This is a genomic window from Streptomyces kronopolitis (genome assembly GCF_050953795.1).
Lineage (GTDB): Bacteria > Actinomycetota > Actinomycetes > Streptomycetales > Streptomycetaceae > Streptomyces > Streptomyces kronopolitis_A.
Map to the genome: position 1 here is coordinate 2,049,625 of NZ_CP191850.1, position 25,113 is coordinate 2,074,737.

Annotated in this window: 26 protein-coding genes; 10 read left to right on the forward strand and 16 right to left on the reverse strand. The window is 72.5% G+C overall.

Going from position 1 to position 25,113, the window contains the following annotated elements; translation table 11 throughout:
* Positions 1-20: 20 nt before the first annotated feature.
* From ACQP17_RS08965 to ACQP17_RS08980, 4 genes are all read left to right on the forward strand, one after another.
* The gene (locus ACQP17_RS08965; RefSeq protein WP_433855791.1) at positions 21-731 is read left to right on the forward strand and encodes a response regulator transcription factor; all 711 of its coding nucleotides are present in this window, start codon (positions 21-23) and stop codon (positions 729-731) included.
* 148 nt (positions 732-879) lie between these two features.
* Positions 880-1,152 (forward strand): GlsB/YeaQ/YmgE family stress response membrane protein, encoded by a 273-nt coding sequence (locus tag ACQP17_RS08970; RefSeq protein ID WP_329152244.1) that lies wholly within the window; start codon positions 880-882, stop codon positions 1,150-1,152.
* A gap of 73 nt (positions 1,153-1,225) precedes the next feature.
* The gene (locus ACQP17_RS08975; protein ID WP_433859859.1) at positions 1,226-2,473 is read left to right on the forward strand and encodes a TerD family protein; all 1,248 of its coding nucleotides are present in this window, start codon (positions 1,226-1,228) and stop codon (positions 2,471-2,473) included.
* A 276-nt stretch (positions 2,474-2,749) separates the two neighbouring features.
* Positions 2,750-3,595, forward strand: a complete 846-nt coding sequence (locus ACQP17_RS08980; protein WP_433855792.1) for a class I SAM-dependent methyltransferase — start codon at positions 2,750-2,752, stop codon at positions 3,593-3,595.
* A 54-nt stretch (positions 3,596-3,649) separates the two neighbouring features.
* On the opposite strand, the gene ACQP17_RS08985 is transcribed toward ACQP17_RS08980, so the two are convergent.
* Positions 3,650-5,101 (reverse strand): alkaline phosphatase PhoX, encoded by a 1,452-nt coding sequence (locus ACQP17_RS08985; protein WP_433859860.1) that lies wholly within the window; start codon positions 5,099-5,101, stop codon positions 3,650-3,652.
* A gap of 201 nt (positions 5,102-5,302) precedes the next feature.
* Positions 5,303-6,817 (reverse strand): hypothetical protein, encoded by a 1,515-nt coding sequence (locus ACQP17_RS08990; RefSeq protein ID WP_433855793.1) that lies wholly within the window; start codon positions 6,815-6,817, stop codon positions 5,303-5,305.
* A 274-nt stretch (positions 6,818-7,091) separates the two neighbouring features.
* Here ACQP17_RS08990 and ACQP17_RS08995 point away from each other — a divergent pair, with 274 nt between their 5' ends.
* The 3 genes from ACQP17_RS08995 to dapA all read left to right on the forward strand — a co-directional run bounded on the left by ACQP17_RS08995 (position 7,092) and on the right by dapA (position 10,326).
* Positions 7,092-8,933 carry an endonuclease/exonuclease/phosphatase family protein gene (locus tag ACQP17_RS08995; RefSeq protein ID WP_433855794.1) on the forward strand — a complete coding sequence of 614 codons (1,842 nt, stop codon included), beginning with the start codon at positions 7,092-7,094 and terminating at the stop codon, positions 8,931-8,933.
* Between the two features lie 126 nt (positions 8,934-9,059).
* Positions 9,060-9,209, forward strand: a complete 150-nt coding sequence (locus ACQP17_RS09000) for a hypothetical protein (RefSeq protein ID WP_167511565.1) — start codon at positions 9,060-9,062, stop codon at positions 9,207-9,209.
* Between the two features lie 151 nt (positions 9,210-9,360).
* Positions 9,361-10,326, forward strand: coding sequence for a 4-hydroxy-tetrahydrodipicolinate synthase (gene dapA / locus ACQP17_RS09005; RefSeq protein ID WP_364877185.1), 966 nt, complete (start codon positions 9,361-9,363; stop codon positions 10,324-10,326).
* On the opposite strand, the gene ACQP17_RS09010 is transcribed toward dapA, so the two are convergent.
* The 12 genes from ACQP17_RS09010 to ACQP17_RS09065 form a co-directional block, all read right to left on the reverse strand.
* On the reverse strand, positions 10,238-11,248 hold the full coding sequence (locus tag ACQP17_RS09010) for an EI24 domain-containing protein (protein WP_433855795.1): 1,011 nt from the start codon (positions 11,246-11,248) through the stop codon (positions 10,238-10,240). The genes dapA and ACQP17_RS09010 overlap by 89 nt on opposite strands.
* 152 nt (positions 11,249-11,400) lie before the next feature.
* Complete coding sequence (gene dapD / locus ACQP17_RS09015; RefSeq protein WP_433855796.1) at positions 11,401-12,414, reverse strand: 2,3,4,5-tetrahydropyridine-2,6-dicarboxylate N-succinyltransferase; 1,014 nt, start codon at positions 12,412-12,414, stop codon at positions 11,401-11,403.
* A 135-nt stretch (positions 12,415-12,549) separates the two neighbouring features.
* A complete protein-coding gene (locus tag ACQP17_RS09020; protein WP_433855797.1) occupies positions 12,550-13,089 on the reverse strand; it encodes a TetR/AcrR family transcriptional regulator in 540 nt (179 codons plus the stop codon).
* Positions 13,089-13,409 (reverse strand): DMT family transporter, encoded by a 321-nt coding sequence (locus tag ACQP17_RS09025; protein ID WP_364877177.1) that lies wholly within the window; start codon positions 13,407-13,409, stop codon positions 13,089-13,091. The genes ACQP17_RS09020 and ACQP17_RS09025 overlap by 1 nt, the downstream gene beginning before the upstream one ends.
* A gap of 127 nt (positions 13,410-13,536) precedes the next feature.
* Entirely contained in the window at positions 13,537-13,872 is a 336-nt protein-coding gene (locus tag ACQP17_RS09030) for a metal-sulfur cluster assembly factor (RefSeq protein WP_364877175.1), read from the reverse strand.
* Positions 13,869-14,327 carry a Fe-S cluster assembly sulfur transfer protein SufU gene (gene sufU / locus ACQP17_RS09035; RefSeq protein ID WP_189099799.1) on the reverse strand — a complete coding sequence of 153 codons (459 nt, stop codon included), beginning with the start codon at positions 14,325-14,327 and terminating at the stop codon, positions 13,869-13,871. The genes ACQP17_RS09030 and sufU overlap by 4 nt, the downstream gene beginning before the upstream one ends.
* A 54-nt stretch (positions 14,328-14,381) precedes the next feature.
* Positions 14,382-15,638 carry a cysteine desulfurase gene (locus tag ACQP17_RS09040; protein WP_433855798.1) on the reverse strand — a complete coding sequence of 419 codons (1,257 nt, stop codon included), beginning with the start codon at positions 15,636-15,638 and terminating at the stop codon, positions 14,382-14,384.
* Entirely contained in the window at positions 15,635-16,399 is a 765-nt protein-coding gene (gene sufC / locus ACQP17_RS09045; protein WP_336049433.1) for a Fe-S cluster assembly ATPase SufC, read from the reverse strand. Before sufC ends, ACQP17_RS09040 begins: the two co-directional genes overlap by 4 nt.
* A 7-nt stretch (positions 16,400-16,406) precedes the next feature.
* Positions 16,407-16,724 carry a non-heme iron oxygenase ferredoxin subunit gene (locus ACQP17_RS09050; RefSeq protein WP_433855799.1) on the reverse strand — a complete coding sequence of 106 codons (318 nt, stop codon included), beginning with the start codon at positions 16,722-16,724 and terminating at the stop codon, positions 16,407-16,409.
* The gene (sufD, locus tag ACQP17_RS09055; protein WP_364877169.1) at positions 16,721-17,941 is read right to left on the reverse strand and encodes a Fe-S cluster assembly protein SufD; all 1,221 of its coding nucleotides are present in this window, start codon (positions 17,939-17,941) and stop codon (positions 16,721-16,723) included. Before sufD ends, ACQP17_RS09050 begins: the two co-directional genes overlap by 4 nt.
* 71 nt (positions 17,942-18,012) lie before the next feature.
* The gene (gene sufB, locus ACQP17_RS09060; RefSeq protein WP_364877167.1) at positions 18,013-19,434 is read right to left on the reverse strand and encodes a Fe-S cluster assembly protein SufB; all 1,422 of its coding nucleotides are present in this window, start codon (positions 19,432-19,434) and stop codon (positions 18,013-18,015) included.
* On the reverse strand, positions 19,431-20,300 hold the full coding sequence (locus tag ACQP17_RS09065; protein WP_364877165.1) for a helix-turn-helix transcriptional regulator: 870 nt from the start codon (positions 20,298-20,300) through the stop codon (positions 19,431-19,433). Before ACQP17_RS09065 ends, sufB begins: the two co-directional genes overlap by 4 nt.
* 300 nt (positions 20,301-20,600) lie before the next feature.
* On the opposite strand from ACQP17_RS09065, the gene ACQP17_RS09070 reads away from it, so the two are divergent.
* The 3 genes from ACQP17_RS09070 (at position 20,601) to ACQP17_RS09080 (ending at position 23,543) form a co-directional block, all read left to right on the forward strand.
* Positions 20,601-21,563, forward strand: a complete 963-nt coding sequence (locus ACQP17_RS09070) for an ABC transporter ATP-binding protein (protein WP_364877163.1) — start codon at positions 20,601-20,603, stop codon at positions 21,561-21,563.
* Between the two features lie 88 nt (positions 21,564-21,651).
* Entirely contained in the window at positions 21,652-22,440 is a 789-nt protein-coding gene (locus ACQP17_RS09075) for an ABC transporter permease (protein ID WP_433855800.1), read from the forward strand.
* Between the two features lie 101 nt (positions 22,441-22,541).
* Positions 22,542-23,543: a COX15/CtaA family protein gene (locus ACQP17_RS09080; RefSeq protein ID WP_433855801.1), complete on the forward strand. Its 1,002-nt coding sequence runs from the start codon at positions 22,542-22,544 to the stop codon at positions 23,541-23,543.
* On the opposite strand, the gene ACQP17_RS09085 is transcribed toward ACQP17_RS09080, so the two are convergent.
* Together ACQP17_RS09085 and ACQP17_RS09090 are read right to left on the reverse strand one after the other, a co-directional pair.
* Positions 23,516-24,562 (reverse strand): amidohydrolase, encoded by a 1,047-nt coding sequence (locus ACQP17_RS09085; protein ID WP_433855802.1) that lies wholly within the window; start codon positions 24,560-24,562, stop codon positions 23,516-23,518. The two genes, ACQP17_RS09080 and ACQP17_RS09085, sit on opposite strands and share 28 nt — an antisense overlap.
* 132 nt (positions 24,563-24,694) lie before the next feature.
* Complete coding sequence (locus ACQP17_RS09090) at positions 24,695-25,075, reverse strand: hypothetical protein (RefSeq protein WP_433855803.1); 381 nt, start codon at positions 25,073-25,075, stop codon at positions 24,695-24,697.
* Between the last annotated feature and the right edge of the window lie 38 nt (positions 25,076-25,113).

Here is a 25,113-nt window from a genome sequence, read left to right on the forward strand (position 1 = left end):
GGGAACAGGGGGAACGGGGCATGACCACCGCGCGGAACGACGGACGGCCGGCCGGTGACGGGGAGCCGCCCCGCCCGCTGCGCATCGTCCTCGCCGACGACGAACAGCTGGTCCGCGGGGCGCTGCGCGCGATCCTGGGCGCCGAGGACGGCATGGAGGTCGTGGGCGAGGCGGCGACCGGCGCCGAGGCGGTGCCGCTGATCCGGGAACTGCGCCCGGATCTCGTGCTGATGGACGTCCGGATGCCGGAGATCGACGGGATCCGGGCGACCGAGCAGGTGCTCGCCTCGATGTCCGCACCGCCGCGCATCATCGTCTTGACGACCTTCGAGAACGACGCCAGTGTCTACGCGGCCCTGCGGGCCGGTGCCGGCGGCTTCCTCCTCAAGCGCTCCGGCGCCGAGGAACTGGTCCAGGCCGTACGGCTGGTGGCGCGCAGCGACTCGCTGCTGTTCCCGGCGGCGGTGCGCCGGCTGGCCGCCCGGCACACCGGGGAGCGGGCGGCCGACGAGGCGGTGCACACACCACCGGACCGGCTGTCCGGGCGGGAGCGTGCGGTGCTGCGGCTGATGACCGCGGGCCTGACGAACGCGGAGATCGCCGAGCGGCTGGGGGTGGGGCCGGCCACGGTCAAGACCCATGTGGCGGGCGTGCTGGCCAAGCTCGGGGTGCGGGACCGGACGCAGGCGGTGATCGCCGCGTACGAGTGCGGGTTCGTCCGGCCGGGGTGAGGACGGTCCGGCGAGCGAGCCCCACCGGGCGGCCCTCCCCCGCACCTGACCTGCTCACGTGCCCCCCGCCACGTCGCGGAACCCCTGCCGCCCGGGTGGCGTCCTGATCTGTGTACCAACCCCTCCGCGCAGGAACGAGGAACGCATCATGGGCATCGTCAGCTGGCTCGTACTCGGGCTGATCGCCGGCATCATCGCCAAGGTCCTGCTGCCGGGCCGGGACCCGGGCGGGATCGTGGGGACGACCCTGATCGGCATCGTGGGTTCCTTCCTCGGCGGCTGGCTCTCCACCAAGTTCCTGCACCGCCCGATACCCAAGGACTTCGGCGAACCCTCCATGTGGATCGCCTCGGTCGCCGGTGCCCTGGTCCTGCTGATCGCCTACCGGCTGCTGTTCGGCAACTCCCGCGCCCGCAGGTGACCGCCGACGGCCGATCGGCCGCAGGTAATGGAACCGCAAAGGCGGGCCGATCGTTGAGCCCGGCATGACCGCTATGACTCCTGGCTCGAACCTCCCGCTCAGCGCCGCGCGGGTGGCGGTGGACGTCACCGCCCCCGTGCGGCTGGACGTGTCGGGACTGCTGCTGGCCGCCGACGGCAAGGTCCGCTCCGACGACGACTTCGTGTTCTACAACCAGCCCTCCGCGCCGGGTGTGACGCACTCCGCGGCGGCCGGCGGCGGTGACACCATCACGGTCGACACCGCAGCGGTGCCCGAGGGCATCGAGAAGATCGTCGTGACCGCGAGCCTGGACACCCCCGGCGCCACCTTCGCCGGCACCGAGCCCACCGGCACGGTCCGCAGCGCGGACGACGGCGGTGTCCTGGCCTCCTTCACCCCGCCGCGGCTGGGCACCGAGACCGCGCTGGTGCTCGTCGAGATCTACCGCCGGGGCGGCGGGTGGAAGGTCCGCGCGGTCGGCCAGGGGTACGCCAACGGCCTGGCGGGGATCGCCACCGACTTCGGCGTCAGCGTGGAGGAGCCGGCCGCGCCCGCCACCCCGCAAGCACCCGCCGCCCCGCAGGCGCCGCCCGCGCCGCCGGCCCCCGCCGCCGGGTGGGGCCCGCCGACCGGCGCCCCGGCCCCGGTCGCCCCGCCGCCCGCCGCCGCGCCGGCGGCCCCGGCTCCCGCGCCGTCCGCCCCGGCCGCGGCTCCCGGCACCGGCAAGATCAACCTCGACAAGGGCCGGGTCAGCCTGCAGAAGAACCAGACCGTCTCGCTGGTCAAGGGCGGCCGTCCGATGCTCAGCTCGGTCCGGATGGGCCTGGGCTGGGAGCCCGCCTTCCGCGGCAAGAGCATCGACCTGGACGCCTCCGTCATCGCCTACGGCCCGGACCGCAAGAAGGTCGACAACTGCTTCTTCGGCAAGCTGATGATCCTGGGCGGCGCGATCCAGCACTCCGGCGACAACCTCACGGGCGAGGGCGCCGGCGACGACGAGTCGATCACCGTCCACCTCGGCGGGCTGCCCCCCGAGGTGACCGGCCTGGTCTTCGTCGTGAACTCCTTCTCCGGCCAGAAGTTCTCCGACGTCGCCAAGGCGTACTGCCGCCTGCTGGACGCCCAGAGCGGGGAGGAGCTGGTCCGTTTCGACCTCACCCATGCCGAGCCGCGCACGGGCGTCATGATGGCCAAGCTCGTTCGGCAGTATTCGGGTGAGTGGGACATGACCGCGCTGGGCGAGTTCGTCGACGCCCGCACGGTCCGCGGCATGACCAAGCCGGCCGCCCAGGCGCTGTGAGGCGGGGGCCGTCCGGTGCGCGGACGGCCCCGCCCCGCAAGGTCTCCCGCCCCGCGCCCCGGGGCGGGACCGTCCGCGGCGGCGATGCGGCATGACGACCCGTCAGGGTCCGTGCCCGCGGCGCGCCTTCCCCGGTGCCGGAGCGCTCCGGGCCGAGAATCGTGCCGTCCGTATCCGTACCGCCGGGCGCCACCGCATCCGGTCCGCCGTCCGCCGCGCCCCGGGATCGCGCCCTCCCCCGCCCCGTCCCCGCACGGCACGCACGAGGAGCGTTCGATGACACAGCAGCCGTCCGCCGGTCCCCCGGACCTGCCCGACCGGGTCGTGGAGGTCTACGGCGCACTCGACCTCAGCACCGTCCCCGCCTTCGCCGGCGGCTTCATCAACTTCGGCTACTGGGCGGACCTGACCGGGCCCGCGGACCGGCCGCTGACCGAGGCCGACCGGGTCCGCAGCGAGCAGGACCTCTACCGCCTGGTGCTTCGCACCTTCGCACCGGCGCGGGGCCGCACCGCGCTGGAGGTCGGCTGCGGGCGCGGGCTGGGCTGTGCGCTGGCGCTGCGGGAGTTCGGCCTGGGCACGGTCATCGGGCTGGACGCGCACCCCGACCAGATCGCCCGGGCCAGGGAGGCGAACGCGGAGCTGCTCGCCGCCTCCCCGGACTCCGCCGGCCGGCTGGAGTTCCGCCGGGGCGCGGCGCAGGACCTCCCGCTCCCCGACGACAGCGTGGACTGCCTCTTCTCCGTCGAGGCCGCGCAGCACTTCCGCGATCTGCCCGCCTTCGCCCGGGAGTCGGCGCGGGTGCTGCGCGCGGGGGGCCGGCTGGCGCTGACGACGTTCTTCGCCCGCACCCCGGCCGCCGCCCGCGCGCTGCCCGAGCTGCTGCCCCCGTACGCCGACGGCCTGGACGTGCCGCACGTGGTCGACGAGGTCGCAGCAGAGCTGTCCGCCGCGGGCCTGCGCCAGGTCGGCGTCCGGCCGATCGGCGAGGGGGTCTGGGAGCACTACGACCGTTACATGGCCCAGCAGCCGCAGCTGCGCGACGAGTGGCCGCGCCGCTATCTGACGGCCTACGAGACCGGTCTGCTGGACTACTACGTCCTCACCGCGACCGCCGGCTGAGGCCCGCCGCCCGCTGCGGACAGGGGCCTCGCCGTCCGGTCGCGCACGGGTCGGCTACCGCTGCCGGCGGTGCCGCTTCCACGGGCCGGTGATGGCCAGCATGATGCCGGGCTCCTGGATGTTGGCGAACAGCGTCCGCCCGTCCGGGGAGAACACCGGGCCGGTGAACTCGCTGAACTCCGGCTTGTCCGCGGTGCCGATGTTCAGCTCGTTGCGGGCGACGGGGTAGGTCCGGCCGTCGTCGGTGGCGCCGAAGAGGTGCTGCACGCCCTCGCCGTCCTCGGCGATGATCAGGCCGCCGTAGGGCGAGACGGTGATGTTGTCGGGGCCGTCCAGCGCGCCGTCCCGCTCCGGGTCCGGGTTGACACCCAGCAGCACCTTCAGGGTCAGGGTCCGGCGCCGCGGGTCGTAGAACCACACCTGCCCGTCGTGCGCCACCGGGCTCTCGGCACGGGCGTAGGACGACACGACGTAGGCGCCGCCGTCCGCCCACCACAGGCCCTCCAGCTTGCGGGCGCGGGTGATCTCACCGTCCTTGAACTGCTTGCGGACCGACACGGTCCGGGCGTCGCGGTCGGGCACCTCGACCCAGTCGACGCCGTAGACGGTGCCGGCCTTGGTGGCGCGCGAGAGGTCGTCGACGAACCGGCCGCCGGAGTCGAAGCACTTGAAGGCCTCCAGCACGCCCGCGCCGGCGGCGAGGGTGCGCAGCCGGCCGGGGCCGTGCCGGAAGCCGTGCGGCGGGGTCCAGCGGTAGAAGAGGCCGTTGGGGTCGGCGGCGTCCTCGGTCAGGAAGAGGTGGCCGCGCTTGGGGTCGACGACGACGGCCTCGTGGGCGTACCGGCCCAGCGCCTTGATCGGCCGGGGATGCCGGCCGGCCACGAGGTCGTGCGGGTCGACCTCGAAGACGTAGCCGTGGTCCTTGGTCATGCCGTGCTCGCCGGCCTTGTCCTCGGTCTCCTCGCAGGTGAGCCAGGTGCCCCAAGGGGTGGTGCCGCCCGCGCAGTTGGTGGAGGTACCGGCGATGCCGACCCGCTCGCCGACCGGGCTGCCGTCCTTGGCGACCTCGACGACGGTGCAGCCGCCGGCCGCCGCCGGGTCGTAGACCAGCCCCTCGGTCAGCGGCACCGGGTGCGGCCAGTCGGCGCGCGGGCCCTTCAGCTCGTGGTTGTTGACGAGCAGGGTGGTGCCGCGGTGGCCGGCGAAGGTGCCGGTGCCGTCGTGGTTCGAGGGGGTGGACTCCCCGCTGTCGAGCGTGGTGACGCCGGTGCGGGTGATGATCCGGTACGAGAACCCGGCGGGCAGGGCGAGGATGCCCTCGGGGTCGGGGACCAGCGGGCCGTAGCCGGCGCCGTGCCCCTGCGGCGTGCCGTCACAGTCGGCGTCCGGCAGTTCCTCGGCGAGGGCGCCGGGCGCGCTGGCCAGTACCCCGGCGCTGCCTGCCAGCGCGACTCCCGCACCGGCGAGGGCGGAACGCGTGGCGAAGTCTCTTCGAGTGAGCGGCATTGTCATCTCCACGATGGCCGGAATCGTCTCCCCTGGGACCTGCGCCGCACACGTTTCCGCGCGCCGTCGAACTCCAGTTGAACGCCGCGCGACATCCAGGAAGCAGTTGGGGCCGGTCCGGCGGACCGGGGCCGGGCGGGCCCTGATCCGCCGGACCGGCCCCCGCGGTGCGTCACGCACCGCCCGGCCGTCCGGCGCTCGTCAGTCCGACTGCCGCGAGCGCGCCTTGAACGCGGCCTTGCGGGCCTCCTTGGCGGCCTTCTTGTCCGGGTGCAGCCGGCCCATGGCCTCCAGGACGTCGGCGGTGGCCGGGTGGTCCACCCGCCAGGCCGTCTCGAAGAAGCCGCTGTGCTGGTCGGTCAGGCCCTGGATCAGCTCGCGCAGCTCGTCGGCGGCCTCCTCGTCGGCGCTGTCGAGCTGCGCCGCGATGGTGTCCACCGTCAGCCAGAAGATCATCTCCTGGGACGGCTCGGGGATGCCGGGCAGCGCCCGCTCGGCGAGCCAGACCCGGGCCAGGCCGCCCAGCTGCCGGTCGTCGAGCACCGCGCGCAGCGCCTCCTCGGCGTCCGGGGAGACCAGCGAGAGGGTCTGCTGGGTGGCGAGCCGGCGGCGCGGGGCGTCCTCGTCGTCGCCCCGGGCCGCGTCGAGCAGGTCCCGCGCGGCGTCCAGCGGCGCCCGGGCGGCCAGCCACCGCTCGGACTCGGCCTGGGCGAGCGGCTCGGGGTAGTCGGGCAGCGCCGCCAGGAGGACGTCGGCGCCCTTGTCGGTGAGGTCACCGACGGCCGGGGCGTCCACCCCCGCGTCCAGCATCCGGGCGCGGACGGCGTAGACGCCGAGCGGGGTGAGGCGGACCAGGCCGTAGCGGGAGACGTCCTCGTCGGTCAGCTGCCCGTCGCCGGGGGTGGCCGGCGCGGCGTCCGGCCGGACCGTCTCGCCGTCCTCGTCGAGCTCCTCGATGAGCGCCTCGTCGACGGGCTGGTAGGCGACCAGGCCGATCGGCTCCAGCACCCGGAACTGGTCGTCCAGGCGCATCATCGCCTCGGAGACCTCTTCGAGGATGTCGTCGGTGGGCTCGTCCATGTCCTCCGGGACGATCATGGAGGCGGCCAGCGCGGGGAGCGGAACCGCCTGACCGGGGTCCTCGCTGAGGGCCGTGAGCAGGTAGAGGTTCCCGAGGATGCCGTCCAGCAGCTCGGCCTCCTCCTCCGGGTTCCAGTCGATCGCGTCCAGGTCCAGCTCGCCGCCCTGGGTGAGCTGGTCGGCGAGGTCGGACAGGTCGGGGGCGGCCGCGTCGGCGAGCACGGTCTCCATGCCGCCGAGCCAGATGTCGAGGACGTCCTGCGGGCTGCCGGAGGTGAGCAGGTTCAGCTCCTCGCCGGGGGTGGCGGTGCCGGCCGCGGCATTGTCGGGCAGGTCGGTGCCGTCCTCGCCGTCGGGGGCCTCCTCGATCTCCACGAGTCCGGTGTCCACGGCCAGCTGCCAGGCCTCGGCGGTGTACGCCGGGCCGTCCTCGTCGCCGGCCAGGCCGAGGTGCTCGGTGGCGGCGGCCAGCGGCTCCTGGAGGATCTCGCCGCCCACCCCGACCGGGACGCCCCGCTCGGCCCAGCGGGCGAGCTGTGCGGCGCGGGCCATCAGCGGGGCGCTGAGTGCGTCCCGGGCCAGCTCCGCTTCGGAGTGCAGCCGCACCGGCGGCAGGGTGGGACGGTCTGCGGACATCGGGTGCTCAGCTCCTCGGACGGACTACGGCTGGGGGTGCTCCTCCAGCTACCGCTCGGGGGACCCCCACCCAGCGGCGGCTGGGGTGTGCGCCGCCCAAGCGTAGACGGAATTCTCCGGATCTCGGACGGTTCACCCCCGCGACCCCCACCGGTCACCGGAAGAGGCTTGACAACTCCCGTGCGCACACAAGAGATTGACGCGCGTAGCGCGCCGGTTACCGCTCCGTAGGCCCGCTGCACCGACCACCCCCCATCACCCCTCGGAGGCATGCATGCCGTCCCGTCGTTCGCTCCGCAGGCCCCTCGCCCTCAGCGCGGTGGCCTGTGCCGCCCTGGCCGGCGGACTGCTCACCACCACGCAGTCCGCCTCCGCGGCCGGCACCCGGATCCACGACATCCAAGGCAGCACCCGGATATCCCCGCTGGCCGGGCAGGAGGTCAGCGAGGTGCCGGGCACCGTCACCGCGATCCGCTCGTTCGGCTCCGCCCGCGGCTTCTGGGTGCAGGACCCGCACCCGGACAAGAACCCCGCCACCAGCGAGGCGGTCTTCGTCTTCACCGGCAAGGAGACGCCGAAGGTCGCCGTCGGCGACTCGATCACGTTCTCCGGCACGGTCAGCGAGTACTACCCGGGCGGCAAGGACGCCGGTCTGCAGTCCGTCACCGAGATCACCGGTGCGAGCTGGAAGACGGTCTCCTCCGACGCCCCGCTGCCGGCCGCCTTCAAGCTCAACGCCGCCTCGGTGCCGAATCGTTACGCCCCGTCCGCCGGCAGCGACAAGAGCATCGAGTCGCTGAAGCTGCGCCCCACCTCGTACGCCCTGGACCGCTACGAGTCGCTGGAGGGCATGCGGGTCGCGGTCTCGGGCGCCCCGGTCGTCGGCCCGACCAACAGCTACCACGAGCTGTGGGTGACCGCCGAGCCCCGCCACAACCGCACCACCCGCGGCGGGACGCTCTACCGCTCGTACGCGGACCCCAACGGCGGCCGGCTCAAGGTGACGTCGCTGATCCCGTTCTCGCAGCAGCCGTTCCCGGTGGCCGACGTCGGCCAGGCGCTGACCGGCACCACCGCCGGCCCGCTGGACTACGACAACTTCGGCGGCTACTCCCTCCAGGCCACCGAGCTGGGCAAGGTCACCGACCACGGCCCGGCGCCGGAGACCACCCGCAAGCAGAAGTCCGACGAGCTGGCGGTGGCCACGTACAACGTCGAGAACCTCTCCCCCGCCACCCCGCAGGCCAAGTTCGACCGGCTGGCCAAGGCGCTGGTGACCAACCTGTCCGCCCCCGACGTCGTGGCGCTGGAGGAGGTCCAGGACGACAGCGGCCCCAAGGACAACGGGGTGGTGACCGCCGGGGAGACCCTCAAGAAGCTGACCGACGCCATCAAGGCGGCCGGCGGCCCGGCGTACGAGTCGCGGCAGATCGACCCGGTCAACGACAAGGACGGCGGCCAGCCCGGCGGCAACATCCGCACGGCGTTCCTGTTCAACCCCGACCGGGTGTCGTTCACCGACGTCAAGGGCGGCGACGCCACGACCCCGGTGAAGGTGGTCGGCGACCACGCCAAGACCACGCTGTCCGCGTCCCCCGGCCGGATCGCCCCGGCCGACGAGGCGTGGAAGGACAGCCGCAAGCCCCTCGTCGGCCAGTTCTCGCTGAAGAGCCGTCCGGGCAGCCGCGTCTTCGTGATCGCCAACCACTTCAACTCCAAGGGTGGCGACCAGGGGCTGGACAGCCGATTCCAGCCGCCGACGCGGAGTTCGGAGACCCAGCGCACCGGCCAGGCCAAGCTGGTCAACGGCTTCGTCAAGGAGCTGCTGGCCAAGGACCCGAAGGCCGGCGTCGTGGTGGCCGGTGACCTCAACGACTACCAGTTCTCGCCGGCCCTGAAGGACCTCACCGCCGGCGGGGTGCTCACCGACCAGGTCAAGCGACTGCCGGCCGCCGAGCGGTACGGCTACGTCTACAGCGGCAACTCCCAGGTGCTGGACCACATGCTCACCACCCGCCCGCTGACCAGGGCCGACTACGACATCGTGCACATCAACGCCGAGTACGCCGACCAGGCCAGCGACCACGACCCGCAGGTGCTGCGCATCCGCCCCTGACCCCTGCGGCAGGTCACCCCGCGTCATCCTCCCGTCACCCGTCCGGCTCACGTCCGGGGGCCGACCGCCGCGGGGGGTGCGGTACTGGGCACGTAAGAACAATTCGGCGAGACATAGGGAGTCACCATGCCGAAGTCCCAGAACCGAAAGTCGGGCAACAAGGACCGTGCCGCCGAGCGGCGCGCCGACCAGCGGAAGCCGAAGTCGTCGGAGGAGTCCGCTTCCGAGCGGACCCAGGACCTGAAGCGTTCGCGGAATGGCCTGACTGACGCGTGATGGGCCTGTGATGCCCGAGCGGCCGTCGCACCGAAGGTGCGGCGGCCGTTCCGCGTTCCCGGCCGCCGCCGGAAACCTCGCAGCATTGCTTAACGAATTACCCAGAACAACTCACTGGACGTGAAATATGAGGCGCCCCCAGACTCCTGGCATGACCCCCCTCACCCACCCCCTCACCCCCCGTGCGGCCGCGCCGCCCTTCGGCCGCACGGCGACCGCCATGGTCACTCCGTTCACCGCCGACGGGGAACTCGACACCGACGGCGCACAGCGGCTCGCCACCCACCTCGTCGACGACGGCGGCTGCGACGCCCTGGTGCTGAGCGGCACCACCGGGGAGTCCCCGACGACGACGGACGCCGAGAAGGAGAGCCTGCTGCGGGCCGTCGTCGAGGCCGTCGGGGACCGTGCGAAGATCACCGCCGGGGTGGGCACCAGCGACACCCGGCACACCGTCGCACTGGCCCGCAGCGCCGAACGGGCGGGCGCGCACGGCCTGTTGGTGGTCACGCCCTACTACTCACGGCCCACCCAGGAGGCCGTCACCCAGCATCTGCGGACGGTCGCGGACGCCACCGGGCTGCCGGTGATGCTCTACGACATCCCGGGCCGCACCGGCACCGCGCTGAGCGCCGCCACCCTGCTGCGGCTGGCCGCCCACCCGCGGATCGCGGCGGTCAAGGACTGCGGCAACGACCTGCTGAAGTCGGCGAAGGTGCTGGCCGCGACGGGCCTGGCCTACTACGCGGGCTGCGACGAGCAGATCCTTCCGCTGCGCGCCCTCGGCGGCGCCGGGTGCGTCAGCACCGCCGGCAACGCCGCGCCGCGGGCGGTGTGCGCCGTCCTGGACGCCTATGACGCCGGGGACACCGCCGCGGCGGCCCGCCGGCAGCTCGCCCTGGTTCCGCTCATCGAGGCGGTGACCGGCGGCGAGACACCCGGCACGGTCACCGCGAAGGCGCTGCTGAACCACCTCGGCCTGCCCGCTGGACCGGTCCGCGGACCGCTGCTGCCCGCGGACGCCGCGCTCACCGACCGGCTGGTGGACGCCCTGCGGACGACTCTGGACCGGACGGCGGATACGGATACCGCGGTGCCTGCGGCTGTCCCTGGTTAGGCGGGAAGGGCGCAGGCGCCGGCCCGAAGCCGCCCCGCGCACCCGGCTGCCCGGGCGCGCCGCCGTACGGTGCGCCGGGGCCCTGCTGCCCGGAGGGCGCGCCGGCCGCGGACCGGCCGTGGGGCGGGTCCCCGGCCCGGTCGGGGCCGGCCGCGGGCTCGTCGCGGTCCGGGGCCGGCTCAGTGCCGTCCGGCACCAGGTCCCGCACCAGCAGCGTCGCCCCGGCCACCGCGCCCGGCATCAGCACCACCGCGACGAAGGGGATCAGGAACAGCAGGACGACGGGGGTGCCGAAGCCGACGGCGAGCCCCTTGCGCCCGCGCAGCAGCCGCAGCCGCTCGCGCACCGGGACCTCACGGCGCTGCATCGCCACCGAGGTCAGCTCGACGGCGAGGAAGAAGCCGGAGACACAGAAGCCGATGGCGGGGATCACGGTCTGTCCGAGGAACGGCACGAAGCCGAGGAAGAACAGCAGGACGCCGAAGCCGGCGGCCCGCAGCAGCACATGCACGCTGTCACGCAGCGCGATCCAGATCTCCTGCCACAGCGGCCGGTCCGGGTCCGGCGGACAGTGCCCCTCGGACTCCTCGACGGCCCGGGACAGCGACTCGTAGAAGGGGTCCCCGATCAGGAGGGTGACGGCGGTGAACGTCAGCACCGACAACGTCAGTCCGCCGGCGAACAGCAGCGCCACGAACACCCCGCGCAGCAGCCCCTGCCAGGGCTCGCCCCAGCCGTCGGCGAACGGCGTCGCCCAGGCCGCGAGGTCGCCGGACCACAGGGCGAGCGCGGTGAGCACCCCCGCGTACAGCACCAGGGCGATCAGCGCCGGGATCAGTCCGAAGCCCCACCAGCGGCCGTGCTGGGCGACCCAGCGCTGGCCCCTGCCCAGATACCGTATCCCCGCTACAAGATCACGCATGGCGCACAGCCTATCGGCGCCCGTCCGGGAGCGGGACGGCGGTGGACGGCGGCGCGGACCGCGACGGGCCGCGGGCGGCGGCGCCGACGGCCCGGCGGGGAGTCCGCCGGGCCGTCGGGGAGTCCGCCGGGCCGTCGGGGCGTGGTCCGCGCTCAGTTGTGGCTGTGCAGGACCTCGTTGAGGCCGCCCCAGGTCGCCTTGTTCGGGCGGGCCTCGACGGCGCCGGTGGTGGAGTTGCGGCGGAAGAGGATGTTGTCCGCGCCGGACAGCTCCAGGGCCTTGACGATCTGGCCGTCGGGCAGGGTGACCCGGGTGCCCGCGGTCACGTACAGACCGGCCTCGACCACGCACTCGTCGCCCAGCGCGATCCCGATGCCCGACTCGGCGCCGAGCAGGCAGCGCTCGCCGACCGAGATGATCTGCTTGCCGCCGCCGGAGAGGGTGCCCATGGTGGACGCGCCGCCGCCGATGTCGGAGCCGTCGCCGATGACCACACCCGCGCTGATCCGGCCCTCGACCATGGAGGTGCCCAGCGTCCCGGCGTTGAAGTTGACGAAGCCCTCGTGCATGACGGTGGTGCCGGCCGCGAGGTGGGCGCCCAGGCGCACCCGGTCGGCGTCCGCGATCCGCACCCCGGCGGGCGCGACGTAGTCGGTCATCCGCGGGAACTTGTCGATGCTGGTGACCATCAGGTGCAGGCCCTCGGCGCGGGCGTTGAGGCGCACGGTCTCCACCTGGTCGACGGCCACCGGGCCCAGCGAGGTCCAGGCGGCGTTGGCCAGCAGGCCGAACACGCCCTCCAGGTTCTGCCCGTGCGGCTTGACCAGCCGGTGGCTGAGCAGGTGGAGACGCAGGTAGGCGTCGTGCGCGTCCAGCGGCTTGTCGTCGAGGGAGGCGATGACCGTACGGACGGCGACGACCTCGACCTGGCGGACCGGGTCGGGACCGATCGCCTTGAGCACGGTGGCGCCCAGCAGTTCGGTGGCGCGCGCGTCGTCGAGGCGCTCGGTGCCGGCCGGGCCGAGGTCCGCGGCGGACGCGGCGACCAGCTCGGGCGCCGGGAACCAGGTGTCGAGAACGGTGCCGTCGGGGGTGACGGTGGCGAGCCCGGCGGCCACGGCGCCGGTCGTACGGGAAGAAGCAGCGGAAACAGCAGCATCGGTCATGCTCGAAACCTAACCGGAGGGCGCCCACCGAGGCGAACCGGTCTCACCGAACGGCCCGGCGCCCCACCGGCCCCACGGACCGCACGGGCACCGGCCGCCCGCCCGCCGCACCCGGTCACCTCGCCGGCGGTCCGGTCAGCTCAGCACCCCGGCCAGCCCGTCCCGCACCACGGCGGGCTCGAAGGGCGCCCCGGTCAGCAGATGCTGCAACAGCAGCCCGTCGGCGAAGGCCACCACGGCGCGCGCGGTCCGCTCGTCCCCGATCCGCCGGCCGAGCAGCCGCACCATCTCCTCCAGGCACTCGGCGGCGATCGGCCGCACCGCCGCGTGCCGCAGCGCGGCCAGATACAGCTCGTACTCCAGCTCCACCCGCGAGCGGTCGCCGGCCAGGGTGTCCGCCACCAGCCGCGCGACCTCCTCGGCCAGCGGCACCGCCGGATCGAGCCGGTCCACCCAGCGCGCGAAGTCGGCCAGCCACTCGCCGTTGACCTGCCGCAGCGCGGCGCTCAGCAGCTCGTCCAGGGTCGCGAAGTGGTATGTGGTCGAGCCGAGCGGCACATCCGCCGCGGCGGCCACCGACCGGTGGCTGAGCCCGGCGATCCCGCGCTCCCCGACCACGGCGATCGCCGCGTCGATGATCCGCTGCCGCCGGCCGGGGTCGTGGCGCCTCGGCATCAGTGCGCCCCGCCCAGATTCAGCACCACGACGCCGGCGATGACCAGCAGCACCCCGAGGATCTTGAGCGCACTCGTGCTCTCCCCCAGGAACACCATCCCGATCGCGGCGATCAGCGCCGTGCCGGCCCCGGCCCAGATGGCGTACGCCGTCCCGACGCTCATCGACTTCAGCGCCTGCGCCAGCAGCACGAAGGCGAAGACATACCCCACCCCCGTGCACACCGACGGCCACAGCTTGCTGAAGCCGTCGCTGTACTTCATCGCGGTGGTCGCGAGCACCTCGGACAAAATCGCGCCGGCAAGCGTCAGATAGGCCATGCGTACGAGCGTACACAACGTTGCGTACGGGCGTACACATCCCGCGCCATCCACCCCGAAGACAGCACGACGGCCGTGTCCGCCGGTGGTGACCGGCGGACACGGCCGTCGTGCTCGGGGGATCCCGTCAGACGTTGAAGCCCAGCGCGCGGAGCTGCTCGCGGCCGTCGTCGGTGATCTTGTCCGGGCCCCACGGGGGCATCCAGACCCAGTTGATCTTCAGTTCGCTGACGATGCCGTCCGTGGCGGACCTCGCCTGGTCCTCGATGACGTCGGTCAGCGGGCAGGCCGCGGAGGTCAGCGTCATGTCGATGGTGGCGATGTTGGCGTCGTCGATGTGGATGCCGTAGATCAGCCCCAGGTTGACGACATCGATGCCCAGCTCGGGGTCCACGACGTCGTACAGCGCCTCGCGGACCTCTTCCTCCGAGGCCGGCTTGGTGGTGGTCGGGGTGTCGGTCATGCGGTCTTCGCCTCCTCGGAGAGGGCCTTGGCCGTGGCGTCCTTCCAGGCCATCCAGCTGAGCAGGGCGCACTTCACGCGCGCCGGGTATTTGGAGACACCGGCGAACGCCACCGCGTCCTCCAGGATCTCCTCCATCGCGTCATCCGGCTCCACCTGGCCCTTGGACTGCATCAGCTCCAGGAAGGTCTCCTGGATCTTCTGCGCGTCTCCGAGGGGCTTGCCCACCAGGAGCTCGTTGAGCACCGAGGCGCTGGCCTGGCTGATGGAGCAGCCCTGCCCCTCGTAGGACACGTCCGCGATCGTCGCGCCGTCGAGCCGCACGCGCAGCGTGATCTCGTCACCGCAGGTGGGGTTGACATGGTGCACCTCGGCGTCGCCGTCCCGAAGACCGCGCCCGTGCGGGTGCTTGTAGTGGTCCAGGATGACGTCCTGGTACATGGAATCCAGCTTCACGGCTCAGTCAGTCCTCGTCCTCATCCGCTGTGCTTGGTAACCGGCTGTCTCTGTCTAACCGAAGAAGTTGCGGACGTGCTCCAGGCCCTCGACCAGGGTGTCGACCTCGGCCGGGGTGGAGTACAGATAGAACGACGCTCGCGTGGTCGCAGGAATTCCGTAGCGCAGGCAGACCGGCCGTGCGCAGTGGTGGCCCACCCGCACCGCGATGCCCTGCTCGTCCAGCACCTGGCCCACGTCGTGCGGATGGATGTCGCCGAGCGTGAAGGAGAGCGTCGCCCCGCGGTCCTCGGCCGTGCTCGGGCCGATGATGCGCAGGTCGGGGACCTCCAGCAGCCGCTTGACGGCGTACTCGGTGATCGCGTGCTCATGCGCGGCGATGTTGTCCATGCCGATCGAGGTGAGGTAGTCCACGGCCGCGCCGAGGCCGACGGCCTGGGCGATCGGGGGCGTACCGGCCTCGAACTTGTGCGGCGCGGGCGCGTACGTCGAGGAGTGCATCGAGACGGTCTCGATCATCTCGCCGCCGCCGAGGAACGGCGGGAGGTCCTCCAGCAGCTCCTGGCGGCCCCACAGGACGCCGATGCCGGTCGGGCCGCACATCTTGTGGCCGGTGAAGGCCACGAAGTCGGCCTGCAGCGCCTGGACGTCCAGCACCATGTGCGGGGCGGCCTGCGAGGCGTCGATGCAGACCAGCGCGCCGACCTCCTGGGCCCGGCGGATGATCGTCTCGACCGGGTTGACGGTGCCCATGATGTTGGAGACCAGCGTGAAGGAGACGATCTTCGTCTGCTCGGTGATGATCTCGTCGATGTTGGACAGGTCGAGACGGCCGTCGTCGGTGATGCCGAACCACTTCAGCTTCGCGCCGGTGCGCTGCGCGAGCAGCTGCCACGGCACGATGTTGGAGTGGTGCTCCATCTCCGTGATGACGATCTCGGTCTCACGGTCCACCCGGTAGGGCTCGTCGGCCCAGCCGAGCATGTTGGCCACGAGGTTGAGCGACTCCGAGGCGTTCTTGGTGAAGATCACCTCGTCGCGGCTCGGCGCGTTGATGAAGGCGGCCACCTTGTCGCGGGCACCTTCGTACAGCGCCGTGGCCTCCTCGGCGAGCACATGCACGCCGCGGTGGACGTTGGCGTTGTGACGTTCGTAGTAGGCGTTCAGGGCGTCGAGGACCTGGCGCGGCTTCTGCGAGGTCGCCGCGTTGTCCAGGTACACGACCTTCTTCCCGTCGTGGATCTGACGATCCAGGATGGGGAAGTCCTTACGGATCGCCTCGGTGTCGAGGAGGCCCGGCAGCTGTGTCACGCGGTTGCGCCACCCTTCGTGTACTCCTCGTAGCCCTCGGCCTCCAGCTTGTCCGCGAGCTCGGCGCCACCGGACTCGGCGATGCGGCCGTTGGCGAAGACGTGGACGTGGTCGGGCTTGATGTAGCGCAGGATGCGCGTGTAGTGGGTGATCAGCAGGGTGCCGACCTCGCCCGTCTCGCGGACGCGGTTGACGCCCTCGGAGACGGTGCGCAGCGCGTCGACGTCCAGACCGGAGTCGGTCTCGTCGAGGATCGCGATGGCCGGCTTCAGCAGCTCCAGCTGGAGGATCTCGTGGCGCTTCTTCTCACCGCCGGAGAAGCCCTCGTTGACGTTGCGCTCGGCGAAGGAGGGGTCCATCTGGAGCCGCTCCATGGCCTCCTTGACCTCCTTGACCCACAACCGCAGCTTGGGGGCCTCGCCGCGGATCGCGGTCGCGGAGGTGCGCAGGAAGTTGGAGACCGAGACGCCGGGCACCTCGACCGGGTACTGCATGGCGAGGAAGACGCCGGCGCGGGCGCGCTCGTCGACGGACATCTCCAGGACGTTCTCGCCGTCGAGGGTGACGGTGCCACCGGTGATCGTGTACTTGGGGTGACCCGCGAGAGAGTAGGCGAGCGTCGACTTGCCGGAGCCGTTGGGGCCCATGATGGCGTGCGTCTCGCCCTGCTTCACGGTCAGGTCGACACCCTTCAGGATCTCGCGCGGGCCGTTCTCGGCCTCGACGGAGACGTGCAGGTCGTGGATCTCAAGCGTTGCCATGGGGAACTCAGGACTCCTGGGTGACGGAGACGAGCACGTCGTCCCCTTCGATCTTGACGGGGTAAACGGGGACGGGGCGCGTCGCGGGAAGGCCGCTCGGCTTGCCGGTGCGCAGGTCGAAGCTCGAACCGTGCAGCCAGCACTCGATCGAGCAGTCCTCGACCTCCCCCTCGGAGAGGGAGACGTTGGCGTGCGAGCAGATGTCGTTGATCGCGAACACCTCGCCCCCGGTGCGGACCAGGGAGACGGGCGTGCCGTCGAGTTCCACCCGCTTGGGGGTGTCCTCCTCCAGCTCGCTCAGCGCCGCCGCGCGTACGTAGCTCATGCCGCGGACGCTTCCAGCTCGGCCTCGATCTTGCTCATCAGACGCTCTTCGACGTCCGGGAGACCGATCTGCTGGACCAGTTCGGCGAAGAAGCCGCGGACGACGAGCCGGCGGGCCTCGTCGGCCGGGATGCCGCGGGCCATCAGGTAGAACAGCTGCTCGTCGTCGAAGCGGCCGGTGGCCGAGGCGTGTCCGGCGCCGACGATCTCGCCGGTCTCGATCTCCAGGTTGGGGACCGAGTCGACCCGCGCGCCGTCGGTGAGGACGAGGTTGCGGTTGAGTTCGTAGGTGTCCGTGCCGGTGGCCGAGGCCTGGATGAGGACGTCGCCGATCCAGACCGCGTGGGCGTCCTGCCCCTGGAGCGCGCCCTTGTAGACCACGTGCGAGCGGCAGTTGGACGCCTCGTGGTCGACGAAGAGGCGGTGCTCCTGGTGCTGGCCCTGCTCGGTGAAGTACAGACCGTAGAACTCGGCCTCGCCGCCGGGGGCCGCGTAGGTGACACGCGGGTGCAGCCGGACGAGGTCGCCGCCGAAGGTGACCACCACGGACTTGAAGCTGGCGTCCCGCCCGACGAGGGCGTTGTGCTGGCCGACGTGGACGGCGTCGTCGTCCCAGTCCTGGACGGAGACGACGGTCAGCTTGGCGCCGTCACCGAGGAGGTACTCGACGTTGGCGCCGAGCACCGCGTCGCCGGTGTGGTCGATGACGACGACCGCCTCGGCGAACGCGCCGAGTTCGACGACCTGGTGGCCGAAGGTCGTACCGCCCTCACCGTGCACGGTGATCCGGATGGGCTCGGTCAGCACGGTCTCCTTGGGGACCGAGACCACCGAGGCCTTCTCGAAGGAGCTGTACGCCTGGGCGGCGACCCGGTCCACGGGCTTGCCGGCCTTGCCGACCCGGGGGTCGGAGCGGTCGACCAGCTGGTGGGTGACGCCCTCCGGAGCCGTGATGTCGATCTTCAGGTCGGGACCACCGGCCACGGCGCTGCCGTCGTGCAGGCCCTTCAGGCGCGCGAGGGGCGTGAAGCGCCACTCCTCCTCGCGGCCGTGCGGCACCGGGAAGTCCGCCACGTCGTAGGACGGCGGGGCGCTCATCCGGGTGGCGACGGTGGACTCCGCGGCCACCGCGAGGGCGCCCGTGGTCGTGGATCCCGCCGGTGCGGGTCCCCCCGCCCGAGCGGTGCCGGGAGTGGGGGAGTTCTGAGCCTCAGCCATGGCTGTCGTCTAGCTCGCTTTCTTGAAGAGGACGCTGCCTCGTGAATCCGTTGCTGCCCGGTGGCCGGGGGTCAGCCGACCGCGCCTTCCATCTGCAGCTCGATCAGCCGGTTGAGCTCCAGGGCGTACTCCATCGGCAGCTCCCGCGCGATCGGCTCGACGAAGCCGCGCACGATCATCGCCATGGCCTCGTCCTCCGACAGGCCGCGCGCCATCAGGTAGAAGAGCTGGTCCTCGCTGACCTTGGAGACGGTCGCCTCGTGGCCCATGGAGACGTCGTCCTCGCGGACGTCGACGTAGGGGTAGGTGTCCGAGCGGGAGATGGTGTCCACCAGCAGGGCGTCACACAGCACGTTGGACTTGGAGCCCGCCGCGCCCTCGCCGATCTCGACCAGACCGCGGTAGGAGGTGCGGCCGCCGCCTCGCGCCACCGACTTGGAGACGATGTTGGAGGAGGTGTTCGGCGCCATGTGGACCATCTTGGAGCCGGCGTCCTGGTGCTGGCCCTCGCCCGCGAAGGCGATGGACAGGGTCTCGCCCTTGGCGTGCTCACCCATGAGGTAGACCGCCGGGTACTTCATCGTCACCTTGGAGCCGAGGTTGCCGTCGACCCACTCCATGGTCGCGCCCTCGTAGGCGACGGCGCGCTTGGTCACCAGGTTGTAGACGTTGTTCGACCAGTTCTGGATGGTCGTGTAGCGGCAGCGGCCGCCCTTCTTGACGATGATCTCGACGACCGCGGAGTGCAGCGAGTCGGACTTGTAGATCGGCGCCGTGCAGCCCTCGACGTAGTGGACGTAGGCGTCCTCGTCGACGATGATCAGCGTCCGCTCGAACTGGCCCATGTTCTCGGTGTTGATCCGGAAGTAGGCCTGCAGCGGGATGTCGACATGGACGCCCTTGGGCACGTAGATGAACGAGCCGCCGGACCACACCGCGGTGTTCAGCGACGCGAACTTGTTGTCGCCGACCGGAATGACCGTGCCGAAGTACTCCTGGAAGAGCTCCGGGTGCTCCTTGAGCGCGGTGTCGGTGTCCAGGAACAGGACGCCCTGCGCCTCCAGGTCCTCACGGATCTGGTGGTAGACGACCTCGGACTCGTACTGGGCGGCGACACCGGCGACCAGGCGCTGCTTCTCCGCCTCGGGGATGCCGAGCTTGTCGTAGGTGTTCTTGATGTCCTCGGGCAGGTCCTCCCAGGAGGCGGCCTGCTGCTCGGTGGAGCGGACGAAGTACTTGATGTTGTCGAAGTCGATGCCCGACAGGTCGGAGCCCCAGTTCGGCATGGGCTTCTTGTCGAACAGCTTCAGGCCCTTGAGACGGAGCTTGAGCATCCACTCCGGCTCGCTCTTCTTCCCCGAGATGTCGCGGACGACGGCCTCGGAGAGCCCGCGCTTCGCCGAAGCGCCGGCCACGTCGGAGTCGGCCCAGCCGTATTCGTACTTGCCCAGGCCCTCGAGCTCAGGGTGAGCAGTCTCCGTGGGGAGCGTCATGCGGGGTTCCTCCCGGCCGTGCTGGCGGATGCGGTGGTGGTCTTGGTGGTACGTGGCGTGCGGTGAGCGGCCTTGCCGGCGCCGGCCTTCGGGACGAAGGTCGTGCACACCCCGTCGCCATGGGCGATGGTGGCCAGCCGCTGTACATGGGTCCCGAGCAATCGGGAGAAGACCTCGGTCTCCGCCTCGCACAGCTGCGGGTACCGCTCGGCGACATGGGCGACCGGGCAGTGGTGCTGGCAGAGCTGTTCACCGAGCTGGGGGTTGGGCGCGCTGCGCGCCGTAGCAGCGTACCCGTCCGCGGTCAATGCCTTCGCCAGGGCTTCGGTACGGGCCTCCGGCCCGGCTGCCTCGACCGCCGTGCGGTAGTTCTCGGCCTGGGCGGCGAACCGGGCGCGGGCGAACGCCGCGACGGCCGCCTCGCCCTCCTCGCCGCCGCCCGCGCTCTGCGCGATCCAGCGCAGCGCGTCGGTGGCGAGCTGGTCGTAGGCCTGGTCGAAGGCGTCCCGTCCGCAGTCGGTGAGGGCGAAGGCCCGGGCCGGACGGCCGCGGCCGCGGGTGCCGTAGACCCGCTTCTCGCGGGGCTCGACGACGCCGTCGGCGGCCAGCGCGTCCAGATGGCGGCGGACGGCCGCCTGGGTCAGCTCCAGCCGGAGGGCCAGTTCGGCCGCGGTGGAGGGACCGTGATCGAGAATGGAGCGGGCGACCTTGTTGCGGGTGCCCTGCTGTTCGTCGTGCGGCGCCGCGGGGGGCACGGCGCCGGTGGCGCGGCCCCCGACCTGCTCGGTCTGCTCGGGCGCGGAGGCGGCCGGCCCGGCGGCGTGCTCGGCCGCGGGCCCTTCCTGGTCCTCGCTCGCGTATTTCACAACGCCATTGTTGCGTAATTCGGCGAAGCGAGACAAGCCTCACCCGGACCACGGACGGGTGGCCTCTATCACTTAGGCTCACCTAATTCAAGTACCTCCTGAGCACCTCGAAAGCCCCCGCGACCTGCGAGGCGACGGAATCGGCGGACCGTGGCGGACCAGGGTCGAAAGGGGCGCGAGAGGGCGCACGGGCCGGCGGAAATAGTGCGGCCGCACACCCCCGGATTGCGTACCCCGGCGCCTTTCGGCACCGATGCCCCCACTGATGAGCGCCCCGCCACTCTCCGTAGACTGCCCGGCATGCCCAGCACCTCTCCGGGGGGCGTCCCCCGGCCCTCCGGCCGAGAGCCCGCCGTCGAGGTCGTCGGCCTGGTCAAGCGCTACGGCCCCAAGACCGCCGTCGACGGACTGGATCTGACCGTCGAGCGCGGCGGGGTGACCGCCGTGCTCGGCCCCAACGGCGCCGGCAAGACCACCACCGTCGAGACCTGCGAGGGCTACCGCCGCCCGGACGCCGGCCGGGTCCGCGTGCTGGGCCTGGACCCGGTCGCCGACGCCGCGGCGCTGCGGCCGCGCATCGGCGTGATGCTCCAGTCCGGCGGCGTGTACGCGGGCGCCAGGGCCGAGGAGATGCTGCGGCACACCGCCACCCTGCACGCCGACCCCCTCGACGTGGGCATGCTCATCGAGCGACTCGGCCTGGGCAGCTGCGGACGGACGCCCTACCGGCGGTTGTCCGGCGGCCAGCAGCAGCGCCTGGCGCTGGCGATGGCCGTGGTCGGCCGCCCCGAACTGGTCTTCCTCGACGAGCCGACGGCCGGGCTGGACCCCCAGGCCCGCCGCGCCACCTGGGACCTCGTCCGCGAGCTGCGCGCCGACGGCGTCAGCACGGTGCTGACCACCCACTTCATGGACGAGGCCGAGCAGCTCGCCGACGACGTGTCGATCATCGACGGCGGCAAGGTGATCGCCCGGGGCACCCCGGACGAACTGTGCCGCGGCGGCGCCGAGAACAGCCTGCGCTTCACCGGCCGGCCGGGCCTGGACATCGCCTCGCTGCTCAAGGCGCTGCCCGCGGACAGCGCCGCCGCGGAGCCGGTCTCCGGCGTCTACCGGGTGCACGGCAAGGTCAACCCCCAACTACTGGCCACCGTCGCCTCCTGGTGCGCCCAGAACGGCGTGATGCCCGACGCGATAGCCGTCGAACGGCACACCCTGGAAGACGTCTTCCTCGAGCTGACTGGCAGGGAGCTGCGCGCATGAATCAGGGCTGCACGACATTCGGCCGGGGGTCCGGGGGTCGCCCCCCGGGAAGGCACAGCCTCGAGCTGACGGGCAGGGAGCTGCGCGCATGACCACCACCGAAACCGGCGCCGCCACGGGCACGTTCGCCCCCAGGCCGGGCGCCGCGCCGCTGCCCCGGATGATCCGGGCGCAGGCGGCGCTGGAGACCCGGATGCTGCTGCGCAACGGCGAGCAGCTGCTGCTGACCGTCGTGATCCCCACGCTGCTGCTGGTGCTGTTCTCCGCCGTCGACATCGTCGACACCGGGGCCGGCAAGCCGGTGGACTTCCTCGCGCCGGGCGTGCTCGCGCTGGCCGTGATGTCCACGGCGTTCACGGGCCAGGCCATCGCCACCGGCTTCGAGCGCCGCTACGGCGTCCTCAAGCGGCTGGCCGTCTCCCCGCTCCCCCGCTGGGCGCTGATGACCGCCAAGACCTGCGCGGTGCTGGTCACCGAGGTTCTGCAGACCGTGCTGCTGACGGCGATCGCCCTCGCGCTGGGCTGGTCCCCGCACGGCGGCCCGGTGCCGGTGGTGCTGCTGCTCGTCCTGGGGACGGCCGCCTTCTCGGGGCTGGGTCTCCTCATGGCGGGGACGCTGAGGGCCGAGGCGACGCTGGCCGCCGCCAACCTGGTCTTCCTGCTGCTGCTGGTAGGCGGCGGGGTGATCGTGCCGCTCACCAAGTTCCCGGCGGCCGCGCAGTCCGTCCTGCAGTTCCTGCCCGTCTCGGCCCTGTCGGACGGCCTGCGGGACGTCCTCCGGCACGGCGCCGGGATGCCGTGGACCGACCTGGGGATCCTCGCCGTGTGGGCGGTCCTCGGGCTGGGCGCGGCGGCGAAGTTCTTCCGCTGGGAGTAGCCGGGGAGCGCGGGGCCGGGCCACCGCACCGGGGGCGACCCGGCACGGCGCCGGGACCCCCTCGTGAAAACTTGCACAAAGCCCGTCCTACGATGTCTCCCGTGCCGAACACGCTGAATCCCCTTGAGCTGATCGCCCGCCGCTGGCAGCCGTCCGCGGCCTTCGTGCGGCGGGCCGCGCTGGCCGCCGTCGTGATGGCCGTGATCATCGTCGTCACCGGCGGCGCGGTCCGGCTCTCCCAGTCCGGGCTGGGCTGCTCGACCTGGCCCAAGTGCACCCCGGACAGCCTGACGCCGACCGCCGCCATGGGCATCAACGGCCTCATCGAGTTCGGCAACCGCATGCTGACCTACGTGCTGTGCGCGGTCGTCGGCCTGTTCATCATCGCCGCCCGCGCCCGCCACCCCCGGCGCCGCCCGCTCACCCGCCTCGGCTGGGCGCAGTTCTGGATCGTCATGAGCAACGCCGTCGTCGGCGGCATCACGGTCCTCACCGGCCTCAACCCGTACATCGTCAGCGCGCACTTCCTGGCCTCCACGGCACTGCTCACCGTCGCCGTGGTGACCTGGAAGCGGGCCGGCGAGGGCGACGGGCAGCCGCGTGACCTGGTGGCCCGCCCGGTGCGGCAGCTGGCGTGGCTGCTGGTGGCGGCGTCCGGCGCGCTCACCGTCATCGGCACGGTCGTCACCGGCGCGGGGCCGCACGCGGGCGACGCCCGCAAGGTCCACCGGATCGCGGTGGACTGGCAGGAGATCACCCAGCTGCACGTCGACTTCGTCTACGTCGTCATCGGCCTGACCGTCGCCCTGTGGTTCACCCTGCGGGCCGTCAAGGCGCCGGCCGCCCCCCGCCGCGCGGTCCTGGAGCTGTTCGTCTGCCTCGCCGCGCAGGGCGTCATCGGCTACGTCCAGTACTTCACCGGCCTGCCGGCGATCGTCGTCGGGCTGCACATGCTGGGCTCGGCCCTGGTGTGGATCTGTGTGCTGCGGGTGGCCATGTCGCTGCGCGACCGCGGTCCGCTCCCGGAGGGGGAGCCCGGGGCCACCGCCCCTGACGCGCACGAGGTGTCCGGCCCTCAGCCGGCCGCCGCGTCCAGCCGGTAGACCCGGCGCGCGGTCCCCGACCCCACCATCTCCGTGATCCGCCGCCCGTCCGCGGCGCCGCACAGCCCCTCGTCGGTCCACTCCCGTACGAGCCGGCCCATGGCGCGCAGGAAGAACCGGGCGGCGGTGACGTACAGCTCGGGCAGCCCGCGGGCGCCGGAGGAGAACAGCAGCTTGCCGAACGGCGCCTGACCGAGCGTGTCCTCGGGGCGGGGACCGGCATCGGCGTACACATGGGCGTGCAGCGCGGCGAGCTGCGCCGCCCGCCGGTGGTGCGGCGCGGCCGGCAGCAGCACGAGATCCGGGCCGGTGCCGGCCGTGGCCCGCAAGAACGCCACCAGGGGCGCGGGATCGGGGCAGTGCAGCTGCACCGGCAGTCCGGTCGCCACCGCGCTCCACAGCAGGTGCCGCAGCAGGGCGGGCTCACCGAGCCGCTCCCCGGGGCGGCGCCCGCGCAGCCAGCGGTCCGCGGCACGCCGTACCTCGCCGGCCTCGGGGGCGCGGCCGTCGCACCGGGTGGCCCCGGAGGCGAAGGCGGTGGCGTGCTGGGCCGCACCGTAGAGGGCCTCGGCGGTGTAGCCGAGGAAGGCGTCGACGCTGCCGGAGGTGTCGGCGATCTGCTCGGCGAGCGGTTCGAGCCGGACGACCTCGTGCGCGGGGGCCTCGGCGGCGGTGGCGAGTTCGGTGACCGAGGTCAGGTCGCCGGGGGCGCCGGCCGCCAGCAGGAACGTGCCGATGCCGCAGCCGCGCAGCAGCATCCGTCCGGCGCGGAAGGCCCCGACCTCGCGTCTGCGGGCGAGGTAGCGGGCCGGCGGGCAGTGCGGTTCCAGGCCGAGCAGCGGGGGGCACCAGCGGCGTATCGCCAGGCCGGTGACGGTGTCGAAGTAGCTGGTGCCGGCCGGCGCCGGGCCCTGGGCGCCGACCGCGGCGGCGAGGTGGGTCTCGAAGGAGCCGAGGCCGAGCTCGCCGTGCACCGCGCCGTGGCTGTACTGATCGATGAGCGGTGGAGATCCGTCCATCCGCCCTCCTCGCCGTGAGCCCGCCGGGCGGCACGAGCGCCGCGCCCGGTGGGCCTAACGGACGGAGGGGTGGCGAGGTAGCGGGCTCCGCTTCCGGCGTGCGCTCCGGCGCACGGCGCCCGGGCCCGGCCGTCAGGCGTTGGCCGGGCCGCCCACCTGGATGCCCGCCATCCGGGACCACTCGTAGCGGCCGGTGCGGACCTTGGCGGCGAGATCGCCGTCGAAGTCGTCCTGGAGCGTGAGGCCGGCGCTCCCGGCGGCCGCCTTGGCGGTGTCCATGTCGTCGGCGACGAGGTTGCCCCACTCGCCGTTGGCCCCGACGAGGGCGATCCGGATGCGGCCGCGGCCGATGTGCGCGAGCTGGCCCTCGGCGCTGCCGCCGTGGGTGGTGGCGAAGGCGCGGATCTCGCGGGCCAGTTTGGCCGCGCGCCGGCCGGTCCGCTTCCCGGCGGCCGCGCCGCCCGCCGTCTCCACCTGCTCGTCCGCCTGCTGGGTGTCTGCCATGAACAGCATGCTACCCGCGAGTACGGCCCTTTGTGCGGGTGATCCGC